This window comes from Desulfoglaeba alkanexedens ALDC, from assembly GCF_005377625.1.
GTDB lineage: Bacteria > Desulfobacterota > Syntrophobacteria > Syntrophobacterales > DSM-9756 > Desulfoglaeba > Desulfoglaeba alkanexedens.
Genome location: NZ_CP040098.1, coordinates 2,771,181 through 2,793,716 on the forward strand (window position 1 = coordinate 2,771,181; position 22,536 = coordinate 2,793,716).

Annotated in this window: 22 protein-coding genes; 4 read left to right on the forward strand and 18 right to left on the reverse strand. The window is 62.2% G+C overall.

The window, feature by feature from the left end; genetic code table 11:
• Positions 1 to 21 precede the first annotated feature (21 nt).
• The 14 genes from FDQ92_RS12555 to FDQ92_RS12620 all read right to left on the reverse strand — a co-directional run bounded on the left by FDQ92_RS12555 (position 22) and on the right by FDQ92_RS12620 (position 14,150).
• Positions 22 to 234 carry a dodecin family protein gene (locus FDQ92_RS12555; protein ID WP_137425211.1) on the reverse strand — a complete coding sequence of 71 codons (213 nt, stop codon included), beginning with the start codon at positions 232 to 234 and terminating at the stop codon, positions 22 to 24.
• 159 nt (positions 235 to 393) lie between these two features.
• Positions 394 to 1,305 (reverse strand): protein phosphatase CheZ, encoded by a 912-nt coding sequence (locus FDQ92_RS12560; RefSeq protein WP_137425212.1) that lies wholly within the window; start codon positions 1,303 to 1,305, stop codon positions 394 to 396.
• Between the two features lie 71 nt (positions 1,306 to 1,376).
• Entirely contained in the window at positions 1,377 to 1,745 is a 369-nt protein-coding gene (locus tag FDQ92_RS12565) for a chemotaxis response regulator CheY (protein WP_137425834.1), read from the reverse strand.
• A gap of 93 nt (positions 1,746 to 1,838) precedes the next feature.
• The gene (locus FDQ92_RS12570; protein WP_137425213.1) at positions 1,839 to 2,909 is read right to left on the reverse strand and encodes a protein-glutamate methylesterase/protein-glutamine glutaminase; all 1,071 of its coding nucleotides are present in this window, start codon (positions 2,907 to 2,909) and stop codon (positions 1,839 to 1,841) included.
• Positions 2,910 to 2,967: 58 nt separating this feature from the next.
• Positions 2,968 to 3,447 carry a chemotaxis protein CheW gene (locus tag FDQ92_RS12575; RefSeq protein WP_137425214.1) on the reverse strand — a complete coding sequence of 160 codons (480 nt, stop codon included), beginning with the start codon at positions 3,445 to 3,447 and terminating at the stop codon, positions 2,968 to 2,970.
• A gap of 286 nt (positions 3,448 to 3,733) precedes the next feature.
• The gene (gene rpoD / locus FDQ92_RS12580) at positions 3,734 to 5,533 is read right to left on the reverse strand and encodes an RNA polymerase sigma factor RpoD (RefSeq protein WP_137425215.1); all 1,800 of its coding nucleotides are present in this window, start codon (positions 5,531 to 5,533) and stop codon (positions 3,734 to 3,736) included.
• 21 nt (positions 5,534 to 5,554) lie between these two features.
• A complete protein-coding gene (gene dnaG, locus FDQ92_RS12585) occupies positions 5,555 to 7,357 on the reverse strand; it encodes a DNA primase (protein WP_137425216.1) in 1,803 nt (600 codons plus the stop codon).
• 114 nt (positions 7,358 to 7,471) lie between these two features.
• Positions 7,472 to 7,918 carry a GatB/YqeY domain-containing protein gene (locus tag FDQ92_RS12590; RefSeq protein ID WP_170180344.1) on the reverse strand — a complete coding sequence of 149 codons (447 nt, stop codon included), beginning with the start codon at positions 7,916 to 7,918 and terminating at the stop codon, positions 7,472 to 7,474.
• An 87-nt stretch (positions 7,919 to 8,005) separates the two neighbouring features.
• Positions 8,006 to 8,734, reverse strand: coding sequence for a 1-(5-phosphoribosyl)-5-[(5-phosphoribosylamino)methylideneamino]imidazole-4-carboxamide isomerase (gene hisA / locus FDQ92_RS12595; RefSeq protein WP_137425218.1), 729 nt, complete (start codon positions 8,732 to 8,734; stop codon positions 8,006 to 8,008).
• Between the two features lie 74 nt (positions 8,735 to 8,808).
• Positions 8,809 to 9,213 (reverse strand): acyl-CoA thioesterase, encoded by a 405-nt coding sequence (locus FDQ92_RS12600; RefSeq protein WP_246041720.1) that lies wholly within the window; start codon positions 9,211 to 9,213, stop codon positions 8,809 to 8,811.
• 16 nt (positions 9,214 to 9,229) lie between these two features.
• Positions 9,230 to 10,447: a cofactor-independent phosphoglycerate mutase gene (locus tag FDQ92_RS12605; protein ID WP_246041721.1), complete on the reverse strand. Its 1,218-nt coding sequence runs from the start codon at positions 10,445 to 10,447 to the stop codon at positions 9,230 to 9,232.
• Positions 10,448 to 10,465: 18 nt separating this feature from the next.
• Positions 10,466 to 11,785 carry a homoserine dehydrogenase gene (locus FDQ92_RS12610; RefSeq protein WP_137425219.1) on the reverse strand — a complete coding sequence of 440 codons (1,320 nt, stop codon included), beginning with the start codon at positions 11,783 to 11,785 and terminating at the stop codon, positions 10,466 to 10,468.
• 17 nt (positions 11,786 to 11,802) lie between these two features.
• Entirely contained in the window at positions 11,803 to 13,023 is a 1,221-nt protein-coding gene (locus FDQ92_RS12615; RefSeq protein WP_137425220.1) for an aminotransferase class I/II-fold pyridoxal phosphate-dependent enzyme, read from the reverse strand.
• A 140-nt stretch (positions 13,024 to 13,163) separates the two neighbouring features.
• Positions 13,164 to 14,150 (reverse strand): glycoside hydrolase family 3 N-terminal domain-containing protein, encoded by a 987-nt coding sequence (locus FDQ92_RS12620; RefSeq protein ID WP_137425221.1) that lies wholly within the window; start codon positions 14,148 to 14,150, stop codon positions 13,164 to 13,166.
• A 206-nt stretch (positions 14,151 to 14,356) separates the two neighbouring features.
• Between FDQ92_RS12620 and FDQ92_RS12625 the strand changes: the two genes are divergently transcribed.
• From FDQ92_RS12625 to FDQ92_RS12635, 3 genes are all read left to right on the forward strand, one after another.
• Positions 14,357 to 15,352, forward strand: a complete 996-nt coding sequence (locus tag FDQ92_RS12625; RefSeq protein WP_137425222.1) for a nucleotidyltransferase family protein — start codon at positions 14,357 to 14,359, stop codon at positions 15,350 to 15,352.
• Positions 15,353 to 15,417: 65 nt separating this feature from the next.
• Positions 15,418 to 16,449: an aminoglycoside phosphotransferase family protein gene (locus FDQ92_RS12630; RefSeq protein WP_170180345.1), complete on the forward strand. Its 1,032-nt coding sequence runs from the start codon at positions 15,418 to 15,420 to the stop codon at positions 16,447 to 16,449.
• Positions 16,450 to 16,504: 55 nt separating this feature from the next.
• Complete coding sequence (locus FDQ92_RS12635; protein ID WP_137425224.1) at positions 16,505 to 16,870, forward strand: hypothetical protein; 366 nt, start codon at positions 16,505 to 16,507, stop codon at positions 16,868 to 16,870.
• A gap of 6 nt (positions 16,871 to 16,876) precedes the next feature.
• Here the strand turns inward: FDQ92_RS12635 and FDQ92_RS12640 are convergent, their stop codons facing one another.
• A complete protein-coding gene (locus FDQ92_RS12640) occupies positions 16,877 to 17,491 on the reverse strand; it encodes an HD domain-containing protein (protein ID WP_137425225.1) in 615 nt (204 codons plus the stop codon).
• Complete coding sequence (locus FDQ92_RS12645) at positions 17,467 to 17,997, reverse strand: FKBP-type peptidyl-prolyl cis-trans isomerase (RefSeq protein WP_137425226.1); 531 nt, start codon at positions 17,995 to 17,997, stop codon at positions 17,467 to 17,469. Before FDQ92_RS12645 ends, FDQ92_RS12640 begins: the two co-directional genes overlap by 25 nt.
• A 243-nt stretch (positions 17,998 to 18,240) precedes the next feature.
• On the opposite strand from FDQ92_RS12645, the gene FDQ92_RS12650 reads away from it, so the two are divergent.
• Positions 18,241 to 19,125, forward strand: coding sequence for a flavodoxin family protein (locus tag FDQ92_RS12650; protein ID WP_170180346.1), 885 nt, complete (start codon positions 18,241 to 18,243; stop codon positions 19,123 to 19,125).
• A 168-nt stretch (positions 19,126 to 19,293) separates the two neighbouring features.
• On the opposite strand, the gene FDQ92_RS12655 is transcribed toward FDQ92_RS12650, so the two are convergent.
• Both FDQ92_RS12655 and FDQ92_RS12660 read right to left on the reverse strand, forming a co-directional pair.
• Positions 19,294 to 20,688, reverse strand: a complete 1,395-nt coding sequence (locus FDQ92_RS12655; protein ID WP_137425228.1) for a sigma-54-dependent transcriptional regulator — start codon at positions 20,686 to 20,688, stop codon at positions 19,294 to 19,296.
• Positions 20,685 to 22,466: an ATP-binding protein gene (locus FDQ92_RS12660; protein WP_137425229.1), complete on the reverse strand. Its 1,782-nt coding sequence runs from the start codon at positions 22,464 to 22,466 to the stop codon at positions 20,685 to 20,687. The genes FDQ92_RS12655 and FDQ92_RS12660 overlap by 4 nt, the downstream gene beginning before the upstream one ends.
• Positions 22,467 to 22,536 lie beyond the last annotated feature (70 nt).

Sequence of the window (22,536 nt, forward strand, 5' to 3'; positions counted from 1 at the left end):
AGACCGACTCCTGCGCGGCCTCTACTCGCCCTGGTACTTGAAGGAGACGTTGACGCGGGCGCGGTAGGCCATCACCTTACCGTTTTCGATTTTCATGTCCAGCTTGGTGATTTCGGCGATCCGAAGGTCCCTCAGGGTCTTACCGGCCGTTTCGACGGCTTTCTTGGCTGCATCTTCCCACGACACTTCGCTTGTTCCCACCAGTTCGATGATCTTGTAGACGCTCTCTGCCATGGTGCCCCCCCTTGTCCCGATGGTTTGGAACCCGCCGCCCTTTCTCCCTCACATCCGCCTGCGGTGAGCGTGTGTTCCGTCGGTCTTTCTTATTTGTAGTGTATCTTCGGTCCGATGACCAGTCCGATTTGACGGACCGGGACGGGGGAGGGGGGCGGGCTAGAAACCGAACTCGGCGAGCATCGCGTCCACGTCGTTCTGCGAACGAAGGGCCGCTTCCCGGCTCTTGTGGGTGGGACCGTGGAGCTGCTCTTCCGGGATCTTCCGGGGCCGGTTGGGCCTGACTCCGAAACTGGTGATCAGATGCACCAGCTTGCTTTCCATCTCGCGCAGCAGGGTGATGATCTTCAGGATGATCTGACCGGTGATGTCTTGATAGTCCTGGGCCGTCAGCAGGGTGATGAGGTCATTCCGTGTCCGGGCGGCGGAAGCATCCATAGCCGCCAGCAGTTGCTCCATTTGCTCCAGCTTTTCACGGGCGGGATCGCCGAAGGCGTGCAAAGCCAGCACCTGCCGCCGGAGTTCGGCCAGTTTTTCCCGGAGCGTGTCGTTACGTTTCTGGAGGGTTTCCACATGGTCAAGGGTGGTGTTGGCGGCGTTTTCGGTGAGTTCGATGATGTGTTCCAGGCGGTGGCCTGAATCCGGGATGCGGTCTTCGACGATCTCCTTGAGGGTGGGGTCGAGGGTGGTCAGGAAGTTTCTGAGGGAATCGTGGAGTTCCCGGGCGAGGGTGCCGATTTCTTGGTAGAGGCCGCGTTTTTTGTCTTGGGAGAGGCTGAGGAGAATTTCCTGGGCGCGGCCCATTTCCCTGGCCGCCAGGGTCCGCATGAATTCCTTGATGGCACGAAGGACCTCTTCCGTTCCAGGCTCCAGTGCGTCGAACGGGCGCTCCAGAACGGCTTCGGGGTCTCCGAGCGAAAGAAGCCGTTTCAATTGCTGTCGGGTTTCCGGGTCTGCGGGGAAACGAAGGCGTACCCACTCCGAGCCGTCCCGCCCCGAGCGGCGCTCCAGTTCACCGCCCAGCTTGCCCGCTGCGTGTTTCAGTGACAAAAGATCCTGATCCGGCGTCACGTGGACTCCCCCTTTCTCACGACGGTTTCGAACGTCTGCCGCAAGGCTTCCCCTTGGAAACGGGCGTCCGATCAGCCTTTCGGCAGGATCTTTTCTAGCTTTTCTGAAAGGACAGCGGCGGTGAAAGGCTTGACGATGTAATTGTTCACCCCGGCCTTGATAGCTTCCACGATGTTTTCCTTCTGCGCTTCGGCGGTGACCATGAGAAACGGGATGTCCCTGGCCTTTTCGTTGGCCCGGACCCATTTCAGCAGTTCGAGGCCGGTCATTTTCGGCATGTTCCAGTCGGAGATGACCAGGTCTACTTTTTGAGACTCAAGGATCCTGACCGCTGCCGTCCCGTTTTCCGCTTCCACGATGTCCTTGAAGTCCAGTTCCCGGAGGATGTTTCGGATTATGCGGCGCATTGTCGCAAAATCGTCCACTACGAGAACGGTCATGTCTTTGTGTTCCACCGCCTGACTCCTCCCGCCCCGGCAACGCGTCCATGGGCGGCCCCTCCGGGTTCCCGGAGGCGGGCCGCCTCTGAGCAATCATCGGCCGGCGTTCTCTTCTTCCTCGAGCACCTTGAGGATGGTTCGAGGTATATCAAATAAAGATACCACGTATTCTACAGCTCCCGCCTCTATGGCTTCCTTCGGCATGCCGAAGACCACGCAGCTGTCTTCGTCCTGCGCTATGGTCCGAGCTCCCGCCCGGCGCATCTCGAGCATCCCCGCCGCACCGTCGCGGCCCATCCCGGTGAGGATCGCTCCGACGGCGTTGGCTCCCGCGTAACGAGCCACCGAGTGGAACAGGACGTCCACGGAAGGACGCTGATGGCAGACCAGCGGGCCTTCCTTCACTTCAACGTAATAACGGGCGCCGCTCCGTTTCAGCACCAGGTGGTAGTTTCCCGGCGCGATGAGGGCCAGACCCGGGCGGACCGAATCCCCGTCGGCGGCTTCTCGCACGTCGATTTGGCAGAGGCCGTCGAGCCTCTGGGCGAAGGCGGTGGTGAACCGAGGAGGCATGTGCTGAACCACCACGATGCCCGGGCTGTTCGCAGGCATCTGGGTGAGAACCACTTTGAGGGCTTCCGTTCCCCCGGTGGACGCGCCCAGTGCGATCACCTTGTGTGTGGTGCGCTTCAGGGCATCCGAGCGGACGGGTTCCAGGGGTCTCGGAGCGGCGGGGGCTGCGATGGGCGGCGTGGATTTTTGAAGCATGCGGACCCGTGAGGCGGCACGAATCTTCTGAACCAGCTGGATGCTCATGTCGCCGACCGAGTAGGATCCTCCGGGTTTGGCGAGCACTTCCACGGCGCCGCATTCCATGGCCTCCAGCGCCAGTTCACTGTTTCTCGGTGTGAGAGAGCTGACGATAATGGTGGGCGTTGGATGGTACTTCATGAGCTTTCGGAGGAACGTGAGGCCGTCCATGCGCGGCATTTCCACGTCGAGGGTGATCACGTCGGGCTTCAGTTTCACGATCTTGTCGCGCGCCACATAAGGGTCCGGTGCGGTCCCCACGACCTCGATGTCCTCGTGCTTTGAAAGCTCCTGGGAAAAGATCTTTCGCACGATAGCCGAATCATCGACCACCAGCACCTTGATCCGCTTCATCGCGACCTCGTGCGGTTAAACGAACGTTTCCCCATGAATTTCCCCCTCTTGCGCCGGCTCACACGGCCTGCTGCAGAAGCTCCCTTTCGCCTTCGGTCAGCACTCGATCGATATCCAGAAGTATTTTCACGCCTCCGTCCACCTTGGCCATTCCCAGGATGTAATCGGTGTCCACGGAGGTGCCGAAGGACGGCGGGTCCTCGATTTCGCCGCTTTTGATGTTAGCCACCTCGGAGACCGAGTCGACGATAATCCCCATCTGGATCTTCCCGGTCGACGTGCCCACCTCCACCACGATAATGCAGGTCCGCTCCGTATAGTCGGTTGTGGGCATGCGGAACCGCAGCCTCAGGTCGATGACCGGAATGACCCGTCCCCGCAGGTTGATCACACCCTTGACGAACTCGGGCGTCTTCGGAACCGGCGTGATGGGCATCATGCCGATGATTTCCTTGACCTTGAGGATCCCGATCCCGTATTCTTCGCCGTTCATGGAAAAGGTCAAATACTTCCCTTCCCGAGCCCTGATTTCTTCCATGGTTTCCTCCCCGCGATGCAAAATGGATTTTCAAACCCGTGAGGTGAGTCTCTATGGCTTCCCGACCATTTTAGTCGGATGCCGGGGCGGTGAACATTAGCGGAAATTGGGGAAGCGGCCCTCCAAACGGCCATTGGCCAGTCGAAAAGCGGAAAGGTGTGGAGCGCCGGAAGACCATCGGGGTGGATGCAAGCCTGAAAAGAAGGAAAACCGGGAGGTGTCGGGAGGGGTGGGGCGGCCCCCGTGCGCCGGGGAGCCGCTTTGAAGCGATCGAGAACCTTCGAGATCAGGTTTCGATGAAGCTCTTGAGTTCCTTCCGGCGGCTCGGATGCCGTAGTTTCCGGAGGGCCTTCGCTTCGATCTGGCGGATGCGTTCCCGGGTGACGGAAAAGTCCTGGCCCACTTCTTCGAGGGTGTGGTCGGCCTTTTCGCCGATCCCGAAGCGCATGCGGAGGACTTTTTCTTCGCGGGGTGTGAGTGTCGCCAGAACCTTTCGGGTCTGTTCGCTCAGATTCAGGTTGATCACCGCGTCCACCGGTGACGTGACCCGCTTGTCTTCGATGAAATCCCCCAGATGGCTGTCTTCTTCTTCGCCGATGGGGGTCTCCAAGCTGATGGGTTCCTTGGCGATCTTGAGAACCTTTCGGACCTTGTCCACCGGGAAGTCCATCCGTTCCGCGATCTCTTCAGGCGTGGGTTCCCTGCCCAGTTCCTGGACCAGGTAGCGGGAAGTGCGGACGAGCTTGTTGATCGTCTCGATCATATGTACCGGGATGCGGATGGTGCGCGCCTGGTCGGCGATGGCCCGCGTGATGGCCTGGCGGATCCACCAAGTGGCGTAGGTGCTGAATTTGTAGCCACGCTGGTATTCGAACTTGTCCACGGCTTTCATCAGGCCGATGTTGCCTTCCTGGATCAGATCCAGGAATTGCAGGCCCCGGTTGGTGTACTTCTTGGCGATACTCACCACCAGGCGGAGGTTGGCTTCGATCAGTTCGCTCTTGGCCAGCTTGGCCCGGAGCAGCCCGTCTTCCACGCGTCTGAGGATCTGGCGCAGTGTTCTGGAATCCATCTTGGCCTTCATTTCGAAGGCGGTGATGTGTTCCTTGGCGCGGATGGCCCGTCCGGTGAGTTCCTTGAAGCGCTGAGGTGTGAGTCCCAGGTCGGCCGCACAGCGTTTGAGATTGTCCTCACTTTCCTGAGCCAGGTCGTTGAGCCTCTGGAGTTCGTGGAAGGGCTTCTGGCATCCTAGGAGGCAGTCTTCCAGTTCCTTTTCGGCGTTTTCGATGGATTCCAGGTAGGAGCGGAGCTTGTCCACGATGTGGTCGATCTGGGTCTTTTCGAGCTGGAGGTTCTTCAGAAGGTTGACGATCTTTTCCTTGTTGTGTTGCACCTCGGTTCGCAGGCGCTGGTGTTCGTGTTCTTCGAGGTCGGAACCGAGAAGCGCCACTTGCATCGCGCGGTTGGCCTCATCCAGGCGCCGGACTTCATCCAGCATCCCGATCACCCGTTCCTTGAGCGCTTCTTCCTCTTCCGCCGTGATGTCTTCTTCGGTGGACCGAAGGATTTCGGAGATGCGAAGTTCCCCGCTTTCCAGGTCGGACCTGATCCGAAGAATCTCTTCGACCCCCAGAGACGACTCCATGATGGCATTGAAGACTTCCCGCTCCCCGGCTTCAATCCTTTTGGCGATTTCCACCTCGCCCTCCCGGGTGAGGAGCGATACCTGCCCCATTTCCCGCAGGTACATCTTCACCGGGTCGGTCACCCGGCTCACCGGTTCGTCGTCGAAGGCGGCCTCGTCGTCTTCCTCGTCGCCTATTTCCTCCGATGCGGCGGCCGTCCGTTCCCGCACCAGCTGGACCTGCTGCTCGGAATCCACAATCTCGATGTCCATCTCATCGAAGATCATCATCATGTCGTCCAGCTTTTCGGGAGACACCAGGTCTTCGGGGAGTACCTGATTCAGTTCGTCGTAGGTAAGAAAGCCCTTTTCCTTGCCCACGGAGATGAGGCGCTTGAGGTCCTCCAGCTCGGGGCCCTTGGCGGCGGTTTCTTCCTGGTGGTTCTTTGCGTCTTTTGTCATCGAATCCGTCCCCCGCGTAAATCACCTGATGCCGGTTTGGGTCCTGCTTTCGACCTTATGAATGGATTGCATTTCTCTCAGTAATTCTTGAAGGCGAGCGAAATCGCCGTTTTTCTCCGCTTCTTCAATGGCGGCCTGGAGGGCCGCCCGGCGCTGAACGGCGTCCCGCCTGCGAAGGCTTGCCATCCGCTCGTGGAGGACCAGCCGGCAGAACTCGAGGTCGTCCGTGTCGTCTTCCAGAAGCAGGCGGGAAAAGAGCGCGCGGGCTTCGTCGCCGGCCAGTCGCTCGTAGACGCTTCGCGGATCGAAGGCCTCCGGTCGATCCACCGCCTGAAACAACGCTTCCGCAATGGATCGAAGGCTTGAGGCGGCGAAGCGTTCGAGCACGCCCGCAGTCCGCACTTCATCGATGAGCACCGGATGGCGAACCATCAGCCGGACGAGGGTTTCTTCCGGCGATGCAACCGCCTGCACCCCGGTGGACGGCGGCTGCATTCGTTCCGCCCAACGGGTTGATTCGGGCCTGCGGGGGCCGGAGGCTCCGGCCTTTCCGGAAGCCAGCTGGCGGTCCACCACGTCTTCCGAGAGAGCGAGCCGCTCCGCCACGCGGCGGACGTAGCCGGAGCGCAGGACGGGGTGGCTCACCCCGCCCAGGATAGGTTGCAATTGCTGTATCACCCGGCCTTTACCCACCGAGGTCCCGTCCCAGGAGCTCAGCGCGTCGTCGATAGCCACGCTTCCCAAGTCCCTTCGGGTTTCCATCAGCTTCTCAAACGCGCCGATCCCTTCGCTTTTGAGGAAATCGTCGGGATCCATGCCGGAAGGAAGGTCGACCGTGGTTACCGCCAGTTCTTCATCCAAAAAGAGGGGCAGGGCACGGAACATGGCCTTCCGGCCGGCCGGGTCTGCGTCGTAGACCAGCACCACTTCGTCGGCGATCCGGTGCAACAACCGCACTTGGGTGGCCGTGAGCGCCGTGCCGAGGGTCGCCGCCACCCGGTAGAAATCCTGCGCGTGGAAGGCCAAAAGGTCCAGGTAGCCTTCCACCAGGACCACCTGCCGAAGTTCGCGGCAGGCTTCACGGGCCGCGGCGAACTGGTAGAGGGTCCTTCCTTTGTGGTAAACGGCCGTTTCCGGGCTGTTCAGGTACTTGGGCTCCGATCCGTCCAGGCTCCTCCCGCCGAAGGCCACCACCCGGCCGCGATCGTCCGCGATGGGAAACATCAGCCGGTTCCTGAACCGGTCGTAGAGGGATCCCTTGGCTGCTTCCACGAAGAGCCCCGCTTTGACCCCCAGACGGGGATCCAGCCCGCGATGCCTGAAGTGCCGAAGCAAGACATCCCAGGCGTTGGGAGCATAACCCAACCGCTGGCGTTCCACGGTGTTTTCCGGGAGCGACCGTTTCTTGATGTACTCCCGTGCGGCCTTCCCGGACTCGCTGTGGTGCAGCTCGCGGTAAAAGAAGTCGCAGGCCTCATCCAGGACCGCAAACATCGCGTCCCGTTCTTTGCGGACCTGTTCGTTGTCTCTTCCCGTTTCAGGGAGCGTAAGGTTATAGCGGTCCGCAAGGTATCGGAGCGCTTCGGAGAAGGTCAGGTTCCAGTGCTTCATGGTAAACGTCAGCACGTCACCGCCCGCGCCGCACCCGAAGCAATAGAAAAACCCGTTTTCAGCGTCGACGCTGAAAGACGGGGTTTTTTCCTTGTGAAAGGGACACAAGCCGACGTGCCGGCGGCCGGCACGCCTGAGCGGCACCACCTGGCCGATCAGGTCAACGATATCCACGGCTTGCTTAATGATCGCCGCACCGTCTGCGTTGGTCACCCGAAACCGCCTGCTTCTGAGAACCGCCTTCCACTGTTTGAGGCATTAGCTTTCTCAAACCTTTTATATTTACCAAGAATGGTCTCGCGAATCAAGGGGCGGTCTTTCGGTTTTTCAGGACGTCAAGCGGCGCCGTACACAGTCGTTCACAGCTTTTCCTTCGGCGCGGCCGGCCACCTTGGGCATGATCGCCTGCATCACCTTGCCCATGTCCTTGGGCCCGGCGGCCCCCACTTCCCGGATCACTTCATCCACCAGCGCCTCCAGGGCTTCCCGGCTCAGCGGTTCCGGCAGAAATTCCCGGAGGACCTCCGACTCCCTTTCTTCCACGGACGCCAAGTCTTCGCGTCCCCCTTTCCGATAGAGTTCGGCCGCTTCACGCCGCTGCTTCATGGCCGCCCCGATGAGCTGGCGGATTTCAGCGGTCTCCAGCTCTCGGCGCACTTCCTTTTCCTTGTTCTTCATGGCGGTGAGCAGCATCCGGAGGGCGTTTCGGCGGGTTTCGTCCCTGCTTCGGATGGCGTCCTTCAGAGCGCCTTCAATCTGTTCTTTGAGTGTCATGATAGCCCCTCCCATGGGCGGCGGAAAGAGACCCCGGCTTCGAAGGCGACAGCCGCGGGCCGCTGACTGAAAGATCCGGCGGGACAATCAGGCGTTTCGAACAAGTTCCAGGGCCTCGCGGAGGCTCAACGTGCCGGTGTAAAGGGCTCGCCCGGTGATCACGCCTTCGAGACCCAGAGGGATCAGCGGGAGCAGGGCGCGGATGTCTTCCAGCGTCGCCACGCCCCCGGAAGCGATGACCGGAAGGCCCGTGCTTTCGAGCAGCCGCCTGGTCTGTACGATGTTGACGCCCGTTTGCATGCCGTCACGCTGAATGTCCGTGTAAATGACGGCAGCGAGCGCCAGGTGTTCGAACCGCCGGGCCAGTTCCACGGCCTCGGTCGCCGTCGTTTCCTTCCATCCTTCGATGGCGACCTTGCCGCCTCGTGCGTCGATCCCGAGCGCGATGCGCCGGGGAAAGCGATCGCAGGCGCTTTCCAGGAGCTGAGGCTGCCGGAGGGCCGCGGTGCCCAGGATCACCCGCGCAACGCCCGTTTCCAGGTACCATTCGACGGTCTCCAGGTTTCGAATGCCGCCGCCTACCTGTACCGGAATGCGGACGGCCGCCACCATGCGCTGGATGGCGTCACGGTTTTGGGGCCTCCGGCTGAAAGCGCCGTCCAGGTCCACCACGTGGAGCCACGCGGCGCCTTCCGATTCGAAGTGCTTGGCCATGGCCACAGGGTCTTTTCCGTAGACGGTCATCCGATCGGGGTCGCCTTGCATGAGGCGCACGCAGTGTCCGTCCTTGAGGTCGATGGCGGGAAAAACGATCATATCTGGAAGCCTCGCAGAAAGAAACAGGGCCTGTGGGCGGGAAACCGAGCGCCGGTACGGGGGGTTTCGGCCGGTCAACAGCCGTTCGTGAAGCTCCGGAGGATGTCCCGGAGGAAGTCGGGGGGCTTGAGCACCTTTCGGTCGCCGTCCACGCACACGTGAACGGTGTGGCCGTCGGCCAACGGTTCCTCGCCGCGCAGGATCACGTAATCGAAGCGCAGACGGGCGGGCCCGCTGAACTGGAACGCGGTCTGAACGGTCAGGACATCGTCGTAAAAGGCCGGCTTCCGGTAGTTGCAGTGGGCTTCGATCACCGGAAGAAAGACGCCCCGTGCCTCCAGTTCCCGATAGACGGTACCGGAACTCCGGAACCACTCGTTCCGGCCCGCTTCAAACCACCTCATGTAATTGCCGTAATAGGCCACACCCATGGCATCGGTGTCGCCGTAGAGCACCCGAATGATGGCTTGAGCCGCCACTGGGGGGGTTCCTCCTTTACCTGCCGATAAATTTCCTGAAGAGCGCTTCCCCGGAAGGCAGCTTGAGGCCTTCGGTTTCCGCCGTTTTCTCGCAGAAAGTCCGCCCGCTCGGGTTCGCTCCGGCCCGAAGGGGAAGGGAAGCCAGGAGAAAAATCGTGGGATCCGAAACGTGGGTGCGGACCGAAACCGGGGTGAGGTGATCGGAAACCACCAGGATGCGCACGTCGGGAAATCTCGCGGCCCCTGCGATCAGAGGCCCGACCACTTTGGCGTCCAGGTCTTCGATGGCCTGGATCTTCTTTTCCAGACTGCCTTCGTGGCCCGCTTCGTCGGGCGCTTCCACGTGCAGATAGACGAAATCCCCGGCTTCCAGGGCGCCCAGGGCCGCCTCCACTTTCCCCCGGTAGTTGGTGTCCAGGTAACCCGTGGCGCCGGGAACCGCGATGGGATCCAGACCCGCGTAGACGCCCAGTCCCTTGAGCAGATCCACGGCGGAAATCATGGCACCTCGGAGCCCGTACAGGGTTTCCAGCGTGGGCAGGGAAGGGGCCTTCCCCTGCCCCCACAGCCAGACCCCGTTGGCCGGCCGCTTTCCCTCCGCTTGCCGCCTCCGGTTTACGGGGTGTTCGGCCAGTACTGCCGAGGCCCGCTCCACGAAGGCCTGAAGCGGCGGCTCCTCCCGGTATACTCGGCGGTGAGGTTCCACGGGTTCCCCGGTGATGTCGTGAGGCGGCGTGGTCCGCAGGTCGTCCCGGCCCGCCCGCCAGACCAGCAGGTGCCGGTAGCTTACTCCGGCGTACAGCCGGAGCGGCTCTTCCACCGTGCGCTCCTGAAGTGTCGCGATCACTTCCCTGGCTTCTTCCGTGGAGATATGGCCGGCCGCATAGTCGGCCATGCGCAGCACGCCTTGGTCGTCTTCGAGCAGCGTCACCAGGTTGCAGCGGAAGGCCACGTCCTGCGGATCGAGCCGCACTCCCAGGCTGGCGGCTTCCAGGGGCGCCCGCCCGGTGTGGTAGCGCCTGGGATCGTAGCCGAGCAGGCTCATGTTGGCGATATCGCTTCCGGGTTCCATCCCTTCGGGGATGGTGCGAACGAGGCCCGTTTGGCCGGCGGCGGCGAGTCGGTCCAGGTGAGGGGTGCGGGCCGCTTCCAGTGGAGTCCGCCCGTCGAGGGCGTCGATGCGGTAATCCGCCATGCCGTCACCGACCAAGACGATGAACTTGGGTGCTTTCACGGGAACCTCGGGTTCGATTCAGATTTCCGCGCTCTCGTGGTCTTCGATCCGAATGAGCCGTGTGGGTTCTTTCACCACATCCAGACGATCGATTTCCGCCAGGGACCGTTTCACATCCCGTTCCCGGGCTTCGTGGGTGAGCATCACGATGGGGACGGCGCCCTCCACTTCACGCCCCTTCTGGATGACCGCTGCAATGCTGATGGCATTATTCCCGAGAATGCCGGAAATCTTCGACAGGACTCCCGGACGGTCCATTGCCGAAAAGCGGAAATAATAGCGCGTGACGATGTCTTCCATGGGTTTTACGGGCACCCATTCCAATCGTTCCGGTAGAAAGCCAAGGGGCGGGACCCTGTGGGGTGCCCGGCAGAACATGTCCCGGGCGAGATCGATGAGGTCGCTCACGACGGCGCTTCCCGTCGGCATCATGCCGGCGCCGAGCCCGTACAGCATGATGCTTCCCGCGGCGTTTCCGCGGATGTGAACCGCGTTGTAGGCGCCGCGGACGCTGGCCAGCACGTGGGTGGACGGGATCAGGGTCGGATGGACCCTCATTTCCAGCCGCCCTTGCTCCTGGCGGCCGATGGCCAGCAGTTTCAAATGGTAGCCGAATTCTTCGGCGAAACGCACGTCGAGCGGGTCGATCCGGCTGATGCCCTCTGTGTAGACCTTGTCCAACTGAATGCGGCTTCCGAAACCCATGGCGCACGCGATGGCCAACTTGTGAGCGGTGTCGATGCCTTCGATATCCAGGGTCGGGTCCGCTTCAGCGAAACCGTGTTGCTGAGCTTCGCGGAGCGCGTCGCTGAAGGGCAGCGCCGCCAGCGTCATCCGGGTGAGGATGTAATTGGACGTGCCGTTCAGGATGCCGAAGATGGTGTCGATGCGGTTTCCGGCGAGTCCTTCCCGCAGGGATTTGATGAGCGGGATGCCGCCCGCGACGGCCGCTTCGAAGGCGACGGTGCGTTCGAACCGGCGCGCGGCTTCGAACAGTTCGTTGCCGCTTTGGGCCAACAGGGCCTTGTTGGCGGTGACCACGTGTTTGCCGCTTTCCAGAGCTTCCAGGATGAAGCTTCGAGCCGGTTCCAATCCGCCGATCAGTTCCACCACGATGTCGATTTTCGGATCCCGGAGCACGGCTTCGGCGTCGGTGGTCAATATTTCCCGCGGGACGGCCACGGGCCGCGGCGTTTCGATGTCCAGGTCCGCCACCCGCCGAATCACCAGCGGCATGCCCAGGCGGTTGGAAATAATCGATTCATTTTCCTGAAGCACGCGGACGACGCCGCAGCCCACCGTCCCCCAGCCGATGAGTCCTATCCCGATCGAATCCATGAACGCTCGATCACTCCTCAAGAACCTACCGCCCGAACAGCCGGTTTCACCACGCGGTTCTGCAGCGCCTTCTTGATGCCGCGCAGCGCCTGCCGAGTGCGCATCTCGTTTTCAACCAACGCAAACCGCACGTATTCGTCTCCATATTCACCGAACCCCAGCCCCGGAGACACCGCCGTCTTACCTTCCTCGATGAGGAACTTGGAGAACTCCACGGAGCCCATAGATCGGAAGGGTTCAGGAATTTTCGCCCATACGAACATGGTGCCTTTGGGCTTTTGCACGGGCCAGCCCATGCGGTTCAGGCCGTCCACCAGGACGTCACGGCGCGACCTGTAGATGGAGACGATCTCGTCCACGCACGACTGGTCGCTGTTCAGGGCGATGATGGCCGCAATCTGGATGGGCTGGAAGATGCCGTAGTCCAGGTAACTCTTGAGCCGCGTCAGCGCGCCCACCATCTCCGGGTTTCCGACGCAGAATCCCACGCGCCATCCCGCCATGCTGTAGCTTTTGGACAGGGAAAAGAACTCGACGGCGATCTCTTTGGCTTCCGGCACCTGGAGGATACTGGGCGCCTGGTAGCCGTCGAAGGCGAGGTCCGCGTAGGCTAGGTCGTGGATCACCATCATCTGGTGTTCCCGGGCGAAATGGACCACCTTCTTGAAGAAGTCCAGGTCCACCACCGCGGTCGTCGGGTTGTGCGGATAGGAAATGATGAGCATCTTCGGGCGAGGCCATGTCTGCTTGGTGGCGATCTGGAGGTCTTCCAGAAAGTCCCGGTCCGGCCCGATGGGAATGGAACGCAGGTCGCCTCCCGCGATGATCACCGAGTAGGGATGAATGGGGTAGGTGGGATTGGGCGCAAACACCACGTCCCCCGGGCTGATGAGGGCCAGCACCAGGTGTGACAGGCCTTCCTTGGCTCCGATGGTGACCACGGCTTCCGTTTCCGGGTCGACGGTCACGCCGTAGCGGCGCGCGTACCAGTCGGCGATGGCGTGGCGCAGCTTGGTGATCCCCTTGGATGCCGAATAACGGTGGTTGGGCGACTTCTGGGCCGCCTCGATGAGCTTGTCCACGATGTGAGGCGGTGTGGGGATATCGGGATTGCCCATCCCGAGGTCGATGATGTCTTCGCCGGCCCGGCGCTTTTCCATCTTGAGGGCGTTCACTTGGGCGAAGACATACGGCGGCAGCCGCCGCATCCTGGAAAATTGCGAAATGTTAAGTGTCATGATGCGATCCTCCTATCAGTAAGTAAAGAACGTTATCTCAGCGCTTGGAAGATGTCAAAAAGAAACCCCGCCCGTCTCGAATGGCAACGGAAGGGAACTCGGGCGGGAGTGCGATCCCGACCCGTTTGCGCTGCGTCCTTTCAGAAATGAAAGGAGAGCAGGCGTTGCAAACGTTTCATGGAGGCTTCGTGAAGGTCGCGGGCGGAACCGCCCGCTCGAATGGCGTCGTAGAGGGCCGCGTAAAGCGGTTCCACGTTCTCCGGTCGCTGGCAGACGAGAAATCCGTCCACGGTGGCTTCCAGCCCCCAATGCGCCACATCCCGTAGGGGAATGCGACCGCTCACGGCCTTCATGTCCAGGTCGTCGCTGAACAGAACGCCTTGGAACCCCAGGCGGTCTCTCAGGATTCCGCGGTTGACGGCCGCCGAGAGGGTACCGGGGCGTTCGGGGTCCCACGCCGGGTAGAGCGCGTGCGAGGTCATGACGGCGTGCACGCCGGCTGCGACAGCGTGCCGGAAGGGAAGGAGCTGGTCTTCAAGGCGCGCGGGGTCTTCGGTTTCGACCACCGGAAGGCGGTGGTGCGGGTCCAGGGCGGCCTTTCCCAGTCCCGGGAAATGCTTGGCCGTAGCTGAAACGCCCAGGCTCTGAAACGTCTCGATCCACAAGCGCCCCAGCCGGGCCACCCGTTCGGGGACGGCTCCAGGCGATCGTGAACCAAGGAAATGCCCTTCCGGATCGTCCACCACGTCCAGAACCGGGGCGAAGTTGATCTGAATGCCCAGCGCCTTCAGTCGCTTCGCGACCGTCCTCGCCGAGTGGATCACGGCGTCCGAGCCGGAACGGGCCGTTTCCAGGGCGGAAGGAAGCCAAGGAAGCGCCGGGTGCAGGCGCTGGACGGCGCCGCCTTCTTCGTCTACGGCTATGAGCGTGCCGCGGCCCAGGGTTTCCCGGGAGTAGAGTTGAACGTCTTTCAGAAGTTCCCGAAGCTGCCCGGCGCTCGAAATGTTCCGGCGAAAGAGTACCAGGCCCCCGATCCGGAATTCCCGGATCACGGCCATGAGGTCCCGGCCGAACTCAGTTCCGTTGAATCCCACGAAGAGGTGGGCGCCGGCCGTTGATTTCACCATCGGGCTTTCGACCGTCCGTCTCGTGTTCTTCTTTCGAAGCCTTTTCTTTTCATTCGAACTTCTCAGATACCTTGCTGAAAAGCCGAAATCATGTCAAATGTCAATGGTCGAAACGATGCCTTCGACGAGAGGGATGCCGGTTTTCTGTTCGCCCCGGGTGCCGTGTCGAATCCGGATGCAGGAACCGTTGGAAGAAGAAGGCCCCCATGCGCGCCATGATTCTCGCAGCCGGGCTCGGTACGCGGCTCCGGCCGCTCACCTGGGTCCGCCCCAAAGTGCTTCAGCCCCTCATGGGCATGACGCTCCTCGAATACTGGGCGGAGCGGCTCGCTTCGGCGGGCTTTGAGGCGGCCGTGGTGAACGCCCACCACCTGGCGGACCGCCTGGAAGCGTTCGTCCATGAACGTTCCTGGCCGCTTCCCCTTCATGTCATCCGGGAGCCGGTTCTGCTGGGGACGGGAGGCGGGCTCCGGAACGCCGTTTCGCTTTTGGGCGACGGGCCGGTACTCGCCGTAAACGGGGACACGGCCTGTGACGCGGCTCTTGCGCACCTTCGGCAAGTCCACGAAACGTCCGGCGCCAAGGCCACACTCCTTGTCCACGACTGTCCGCCGTTCAACAACGTGGCGGTGGATGCGGCCGGACGGGTGCGCGGGTTCGGCGAACGAGGGGAAGAGCTGTGTCGGAGGGATTCGGCGGTCCGCCTGCTGGCCTTCACCGGGATCCATGTGGTGGATTCGAAGGCGCTGGATTACTTCCCCCGAGGAAAGCCCGCAAGCATTCTGGAATTGTACAAGGATCTCATCGCTCGGGGAGACCCGCCGCGGGCCGTTTTTCGCAGTACTCTGACGTGGCGGGAAACGGGGACGGTGGCCGCCTATTGGAGCCTCCATCGACATCTGGCGGCGGTAGACGACGGCGGCTTGGCGCCCCTTCCGAGCGGATCGCCCGTCCGAGTTCACCACAGTGCGGTCCTGGAAGGCGATGTCAGGCTGGAAGGCATGGTGGTTCTCGACCGCGCATGCCGCCTTCGCGGGCCCGTCCGGTTGAAGGACGTGATCGCCTGGAACGGCGTAGCGTTCGCTCCGGGAACGGATTTGGAAACCTGTATCGTGACCGATGGAGCAGCGGTTGCGGGGAGTCACCGGCATTGCATCCTGACGAAGGAAAAGGGGACCTTCCCGTTTCATCCCAACGACTGAAGGCGCTTCTTTCAACCCTTCGCCTCGAAGGGGCCGGATCGGCAAGCGCAGGGAGCGGCTGGTCGGTGGAACCGCTTCACGGCGACGGTTCGGACCGTGCCTTTTTCAGGCTCCGGGACGGCTTCCGGCGGGCGGTTCTGGTTGTGTCTCCACGCCGCAGCACGGACGAGATGGACGAATGCGACGCCTACGATCGGATCGGCCGGCACCTGGCGGCGAAAGGCCTGCCGGTTCCCCGGTTTTTCTGGTCCGATCCTCGCCGGGGCGTATTTGTCCTGCAAGACCTCGGAAACATCCACCTGCAGGACTTCGTCAACCGGTCGCGGACGCCGCGGCGCCTGGCCCGGGCGTACACGGATGCGGTCCGGCTGCTGCTTCGCCTGCACCGGCGGGGAGCGGAAGGCTTCCAAAGCGCCTTCTGCTTCGACACGGACCGCTACGATGCTCGTTTCATTTACCATCGTGAACTGGAATACTTCCGCCGAGCATTCCTGAACGAGACGCTGGGGTGCGCGGTGGTCGAAGAGGACCTGGGAGAAGATTTCCTGAAACTGGCGGCCCTGGCCGAGGCGCCCGGGCGCCGGTGGGTGATGCATCGGGATTTTCAGAGCCGGAACATCATGGTACACGGCGGAGCACTCTGGATTATCGATTTTCAAGGCATGCGCTTCGGCCCGCCGGCTTACGACCTGGCAAGCCTCCTCATCGACCCCTACACGGCCGTTCCCGAAACGCTCCAGGAGATCCTCGTCCAACGCTATTGGAACGCCGCCCGGGGGTTCCTCGATGTACCGCGGAATGATTTCCTGCGGAGCTACCAAATGGTCCGCCTGTGCCGTAACCTGCAGATGCTCGGAGCCTTCGGGTTCTTGGGGACGACGAAAGGAAAGAGCGGGTTCCTTAATTATGTCCCGAGAGCCTGGAGGACACTTCGAAAGACCATTGAAGGCCCGTGCGGTGCCCTGTTTCCGAGCCTCAGGCGTTGGGTGCGCCTGGCGGACGAACGCATCGGGTCCGGCGCGTACCGGCAGAGGATCGAACCGGCGGGTTCCGTGACACGTGCGTCGGCGGGCGAGACTTCTGCAGCGGCCTCGTGAGGGGTTCCCGAGTCCGGCCAGCGGCATGTTTTTCAATAGAAAGGAGAATGGATGGATGGCGACCGAAATCGGTGACCTGGTTCTGGTCCATATCGAAAACCAGCCGGCTTTTTTTGCGCGGATCGAAGACATCACGGCGGATCCCAAGCCCGATTGGTGGCAGGTGAAACTCCTGGTGCTCCAAGTGCCCTTGGTGGTGGTGACGTGGATCCTTCGTGAAGCCTACATCAACGGTGAACCGTTCACCATGGGAGGCCACCCCATGCAGATGGTGAAAGTGGAGGCGCCGCAGGAGGGTCCGGAAAAGCAGAAGGAGGAACAGCCGGCCGGGGAGGGGGTCCAATCCCACGGTTCCGGGGACCGAGAGGCCGCGAAGGCCGGCAAGGTGGTGTCGTTTGCGGATCGACTGAAGAAGAGATGAGGGGGGTTACGCCCACCAGTGGTCGTTTCCGTCGAACCACCAGCCGGCCGAATCGGTCACGAGGATTTCATCGGCGAGGCGGTGTCCCAGCGGGGTCTTCAAGCGCTTCAGAGCGAAGTGGATCCACCGCTCGGCGTAAGCGTTTCCCAGGTCCTTCTGATGTTTCAGTTCGAGAATCAGGTCCAACTGATCCGCCTCATGGGCCAGGACGGCCGCTTCCGTGCGGCACGCCCGGTATTCTTCGATGAACTCCAGAAAAGCGTCCCCGAACGGCAGGGTTTCCGCCAGGTCCCTCACGGCTTTCGCTTCGTCGACTGTCACGTACTGCTTGTTCACGTAGTTCATGTCCCCGGTGCGGGCTTCCGGCACGTCGTGAAAGAGGCACAGGCAGACCACGCGGAAGGGATCCGAGTGGTCGGACAGCCGGGCCAGCGTGTAGCCGATGACAGCCGTTCGAAAGGAATGCTCGGCCACGGATTCCCTGCCCGTCCCCAGAAACTGAAACCCCGAACGCGGGGTTCGCTTGAGCATCCCCAGTTCGAAGAAAAAGTTCGCGAGGGCTCGCCGTTCTTTCCTTTCGGGGGTCGGTTCTTCCTTTACGAGTTCGATGTTTCGATCCATGAAGCCTTGTCCCTCGACGCTGCATCGTGGCAGTGAGCGTCTCTCAGCCTGGCCTGCTTGATTTCTTCCAGGGCGGCCCACCGCACCGATTCCATAGTGACCCGGAGGCGGAGGCGTCGTCCGGCCAGGGGGTGGTTGAAGTCTGCGAGCACCGTGTTCGGGCCGAGGGCGCGGACGCGGAAGGGCCGGAGCCGCCGCTTTTCATCCATGAGGTGGCAGACCGCGCCCACCTGGAGTCGGTCGCCTTCTTCCACCACGTCCGAGCGGGGTACTTCGGTCACGGCGTCGTCTCTAAGGGGGCCGAACATGGCGCCGGGCTCAAGCGTCACGTCGGTGCGCTCACCGGCCTCCATTCCCAACAGAAGCTGTTCCAGGGATGGGGGCAGTCGGCCTTCCCCCAGAAGGGCTTCCATGCGGTAAGGGCCGCGCGGATACGGGAAAGGTTCCGGATCCACCGGTTCTATCCAGTACTGGAAGGTGACGACACAGTGCCTTTGGGCTCGCATGGCCAGGTCTCTTTCATAAGGTTCGCAGTCGCTTCGGCGGCAGGCAGGCCCCGCGGCCGGCTCCAAGGTGCGTCGCCTGGATCCAACGTGCGCGGATTGTAGCAGAGGCCGCCTGATTGTCAACGAAATGCTCCGATACGGGCGGGAAGAGGGGAGTGGTGCCGCGGGCGTTTTCATGGTATGCATACCTTCAAGCCCTATGAATGGATGCAGGCTGGAACCTTAACCGGAGGAGACGACAAGGTGAAAACGCTTCTAGGGATTGTGGCTTCGCCCCGAAAATACGGAAATTGCGAACTTTTCCTCAAGGAACTTTATTTGAACCTCCCACAGGATGCTTGGAGCTTGAGGCTCATCCGACTTTCTGAACTGAACATCCAGCCCTGCCTTGGCTGCTACCAGTGCCTCTTCGGCGAAATGAAATGCGTGCAGCGAGATGACCTGCAGCTTTTTCTGGATGCCCTGGTTTCAGCCGATGCGGTGGCGGTGGCCGTCCCCACCTACTTTCTGGGCGCCAATGCCAGCCTCAAACGCCTTCTGGACCGGGGGTTGAGCTTCTACGCCCACCTGAACACGCTCTGGGGAAAGCCCGCGGTGGGCGCCGCCATCGCCGGCGTGCCGGGCCTTGAAGGCTACACCAAGCTCATAGTGGATAGCTTCCTCAAACTCACCCTGACCGACCATCGGGGTTCGGAAGTCGTCTACGGCGCTCTTCCCGGAGAAATTTTTCTGGACGGAGTCGCGAAAGCGGCCGCCGCACGGCTGGCTGAGGCGCTTTGCGGCGGCGGAAGCGAAGAGGCCGGGAGCGCGCCTCGGTGCCCTGTGTGCGGCGGCGATACCTTCAGGTTTCTTCCGGAAACCAGCCCGCGGCCGGACGGAGCCGTCGCCGTCCGGTGCATGCTCTGCAGCAGCGCCGGCACCTTGAAGGCCGCTGACGGCCGTATCCAGATCTCAACGCGCCCCAGCGAGCACCCGCTCTTTCTCACCCGCGAAGACGCCGAGCGCCACCTGGAATGGCTCCGCGGCATGAAAGAGGCCTTCTTCGTCCGCCATAAAGAACTCAAGGCCGTAGTGCAGGCGTACACGGCTATCGGCGAATGGATCCGGCCCGAAAATCGTACCCGATAGCGTGGTTTTTCACCAGACGAGTCTTCGGATGAGAACCTCCCGCGCGGGGCGCCTGCGGGGCGGCGTTGGATTCCGGTCGTTCCGCTTGCGAGGCGTCTGATCACACCTGTCTGAAGCGGCTGCGCTGAGACGGCCGGACGGGAACGCCGTGGGTTTTGCGTTTAGGTTTTAAGTGTTCGATTCTTCTTGGTATTTTTTGAGCTTGAGTTTCAACGTGCGGCGGGTGATGCCGAGGCGGCGGGCGGCTTCGCTCTTGTTGCCCCCGGTTTCTTCGAGCGTTTGAAAGATGGCGCGTCGTTCCATCTCCGCCAGGGTGAGGTCGGTGAGGTCCCGTTGGGGGGAGCTGTCTGCGGCGGTTTCGGGCGGCGGTTGAGGCGCCAGCTTCTGGAGGGCGAGCGGCAGTTCCTTTTCGGAGATGTAATCGCCTTGAAGGAGGATCACGCCGCGTTCCATCACGTTTTCCAGTTCGCGGACGTTTCCGGGCCACGGGTGTTTGAGCAGCAGATCCATGGCTCCAGGGGTGATGCCTTTCACGCGCTTTCGGTTCTTTTCGGCGAACCGGGCCAGAAAGTGTTCGGCAAGGACCGGGATGTCTTCGACGCGGTCCCGTAGCGGGGGCACTTCGAGGGTCACCACGTTCAAGCGGTAGAAGAGGTCTTCTCGGAAGGTTTCCTGGGCCACCATGTTCTGGAGGTCCCGGTTGGTGGCGGCGATCACGCGCACGTCGACGCGGACCGGGGCGTCGCTTCCCACGCGCTGGATGTCGCCTTCTTGAAGAACGCGAAGGAGTTTGGCCTGCATGGGAGGCGACAGTTCGCCCACTTCGTCCAGGAAGATGGTCCCGCCGTCCGCCTGTGAAAAGCGCCCGCGGCGCGCCTTGTCCGCTCCGGTGAAGGCGCCTTTTTCGTGGCCGAAGAGTTCCGATTCCATGAGCGATTCCGGGATGGCGGCGCAATTGACTTCCACCAGCGGCCGGCTGCTCCGGGGGCTGTTGGCGTGGATGGCTCGGGCGACCAGGCTCTTTCCCGTGCCGCTTTCCCCGGTGAGGAGCACCGTCGCTTCCGAAGGGGCCACCAGGGCGATCATTTCGGCCATCTGTTGCATGGCGGGACTTCGCCCCACCATTTCCGGCAGCTGCAGGCGCGCCAGCTGACCTCGCAGCTCTTCGTTTTCCCGGCGAAGATGCGTGTGTTCCAGGGCCCGTTCGATGGTGAGCCTCAGCGCGTCGAAGTCCAGGGGCTTGGTGAGGTAGTCGTAGGCGCCGGCTTTCAGAGCTTCCACGGCCGACGGGATGGACGAATAGGCCGTCATGATCAGTACGGGGACGGCGGGGTTGTAGCTTAGGATGGCCTGGGTCGCCTCGATCCCGTTCATCCGCGGCATGCGGACATCCATGAGAACGAGATCCGCCGGGCCCCGCTGGATGAAGGCCACCGCGTCGTCGCCGTCTTCCGCTTCTTCGATGCGGTAGCCCCAGTCTTCGAGCAGGTTCTTCAGCATGAGCCGGTGGGCGGGATCGTCGTCTACCACCAGGATCAGAGAGCGGGAGTCGGAGCGGGTCATGAGGACTCCTCACTTGCCGTCAAGGTCGCCTGGGTTTTCCCGGACGATGGGGCGGCGCGGCGTTCCTCCGGGGACGGGCATGCCGCCGCGCCGCCCAGGGGAAGCCGGATGATGAAGCGGGTGCCTTGGCCGGGGGAGCTTTCCACGTCGATTTCGCCGTTGTGGGCTTCGACGATCTTGTGGACTACGGCGAGTCCGAGCCCTACGCCGCGCGGTTTCGTGGTGAAATAGGGGTCGAAGATGTGAGGCAGCTCCGCCGGTTCGATGCCGCAGCCCGTGTCCTCCACCTGCAGCACCCATTCGTCTTCGTGACGTTCGGCTTCCACGGAAAGCCTGCCGCCGCGGTCCATGGCCTGGATGGCGTTCAGGTAGAGGTTCAGGAGGACTTGGGAGAAGCGGTCCGGGTCGAATTCGGCTCGAAGCTCCTGCGGCCGGACGTCCACCGAAAGGCGGATACCGGCGGCCTGAGCGTCGCTTTCCACGAGGCGCAGGGAGTGCTCGATCACCTCTTTGACCGCGGTGCGGCGCTTCTGCAATTCGGTGGGGCGGGCGAATTCCAGGAGCTCGGTCACCACGCGGTTGAGGCGGTTCACCTCGTCTTCCATGACCTTGGAAAGAGCGCGGGCATTTTCGTCGCCCTGGACCTTTTTCGCCAGGATAGCGGCGAATCCCTTGATGGAGCTCAACGGATTTCGGATTTCGTGAGCGATTCCCGCAGAAAGCCGGCCCAGCGCCGCCAGGCGTTCACTCCTTCGAAGCTGTTCTTCCAGTTGCTTGATGCCGGTCATGTCTGTAAAAAGGAAAACGTAGCCCGCTTTTCGGCCTTCGCCGTCGTGGATGACCGAGGCGTTGACCAACAGGGGAATGACGGTGTCGCCGCCGGCGCAGCAGGTGACCTCTTCTTCCAGGACGGCGGCGCCACGTTCCAGCTGCCGCCGGACGGCCGCGAAGCAGGCCAGTTCGTCCAGTCGCCCGGGGATTCCCCCTGGAAGCTTGAGGATGTCCCGGGCGGCCGTGTTGGTCTGCCGGACCGTGCCGCGAAGGTCCGTGGTGATGAGCCCCGCGGGCATCTGATTGAAGACGGTGGCGCTCAGCCGTTCCATGTCGAGGAGCGACCGGCGGGCGGACCGGTAATGCTGGGCCCAGAAAAGAGAAACGAACCCTGCGGCGCCCGCCAGGAACATGACGCCGAAAAGCAGGATCGTCTGGTGCCGGTCCTGACGCATGGCGGCTTCGAAGGGCGACGGGTCCATGCCCACGATGAGCAAGAGGTTGTCTCCGAGGGCGGCGGTCCGTTCCATGCAAATGTTCCGGTGGCGCGGATTGCAGCCGGACCACGGCCGGAACGCCCGGATCACTTCGAATGCCTGCTGCGGAGTGTCGATGAATCGGTGGAGCGATCCGTCCGCGGCGACGTGGGGCAGGCGGTGGGTCCCACCGATGCGTTGGGGGTCGCTTGAGGCCACGATCCGGCCGTCACCGTCCACCAGCGTGATGTAAAGGACTTCCGGCTGCTGGGCGGTTTCCTCCATGAGGGTCTGGATGTGCCGCCGCCCGCCGCCGCCGGGCCCGCGCATTCCCGTTCGGGATCCAGCCTCCAGGAATTCCATGAGGATGTCGGCCTGGTAGCGCAGGGCGCGTTCCATGAAATCCTGTTCCCGGCGGATGTTTTTGACCGCGAGCACCGCCAGGACCGCCGCGAGGATACACACGGACCCGATGATCACCCAGGGGGAAAACCAGGTCCAGCGGTCCGGTCCGGAGATTTTCGTTTTCATGTGATGCCATTCCGCCGGGAGGTTTCCGGCCGGTCATGATTTTGTCCCATCGGCAGGCGGCTTCAAAATC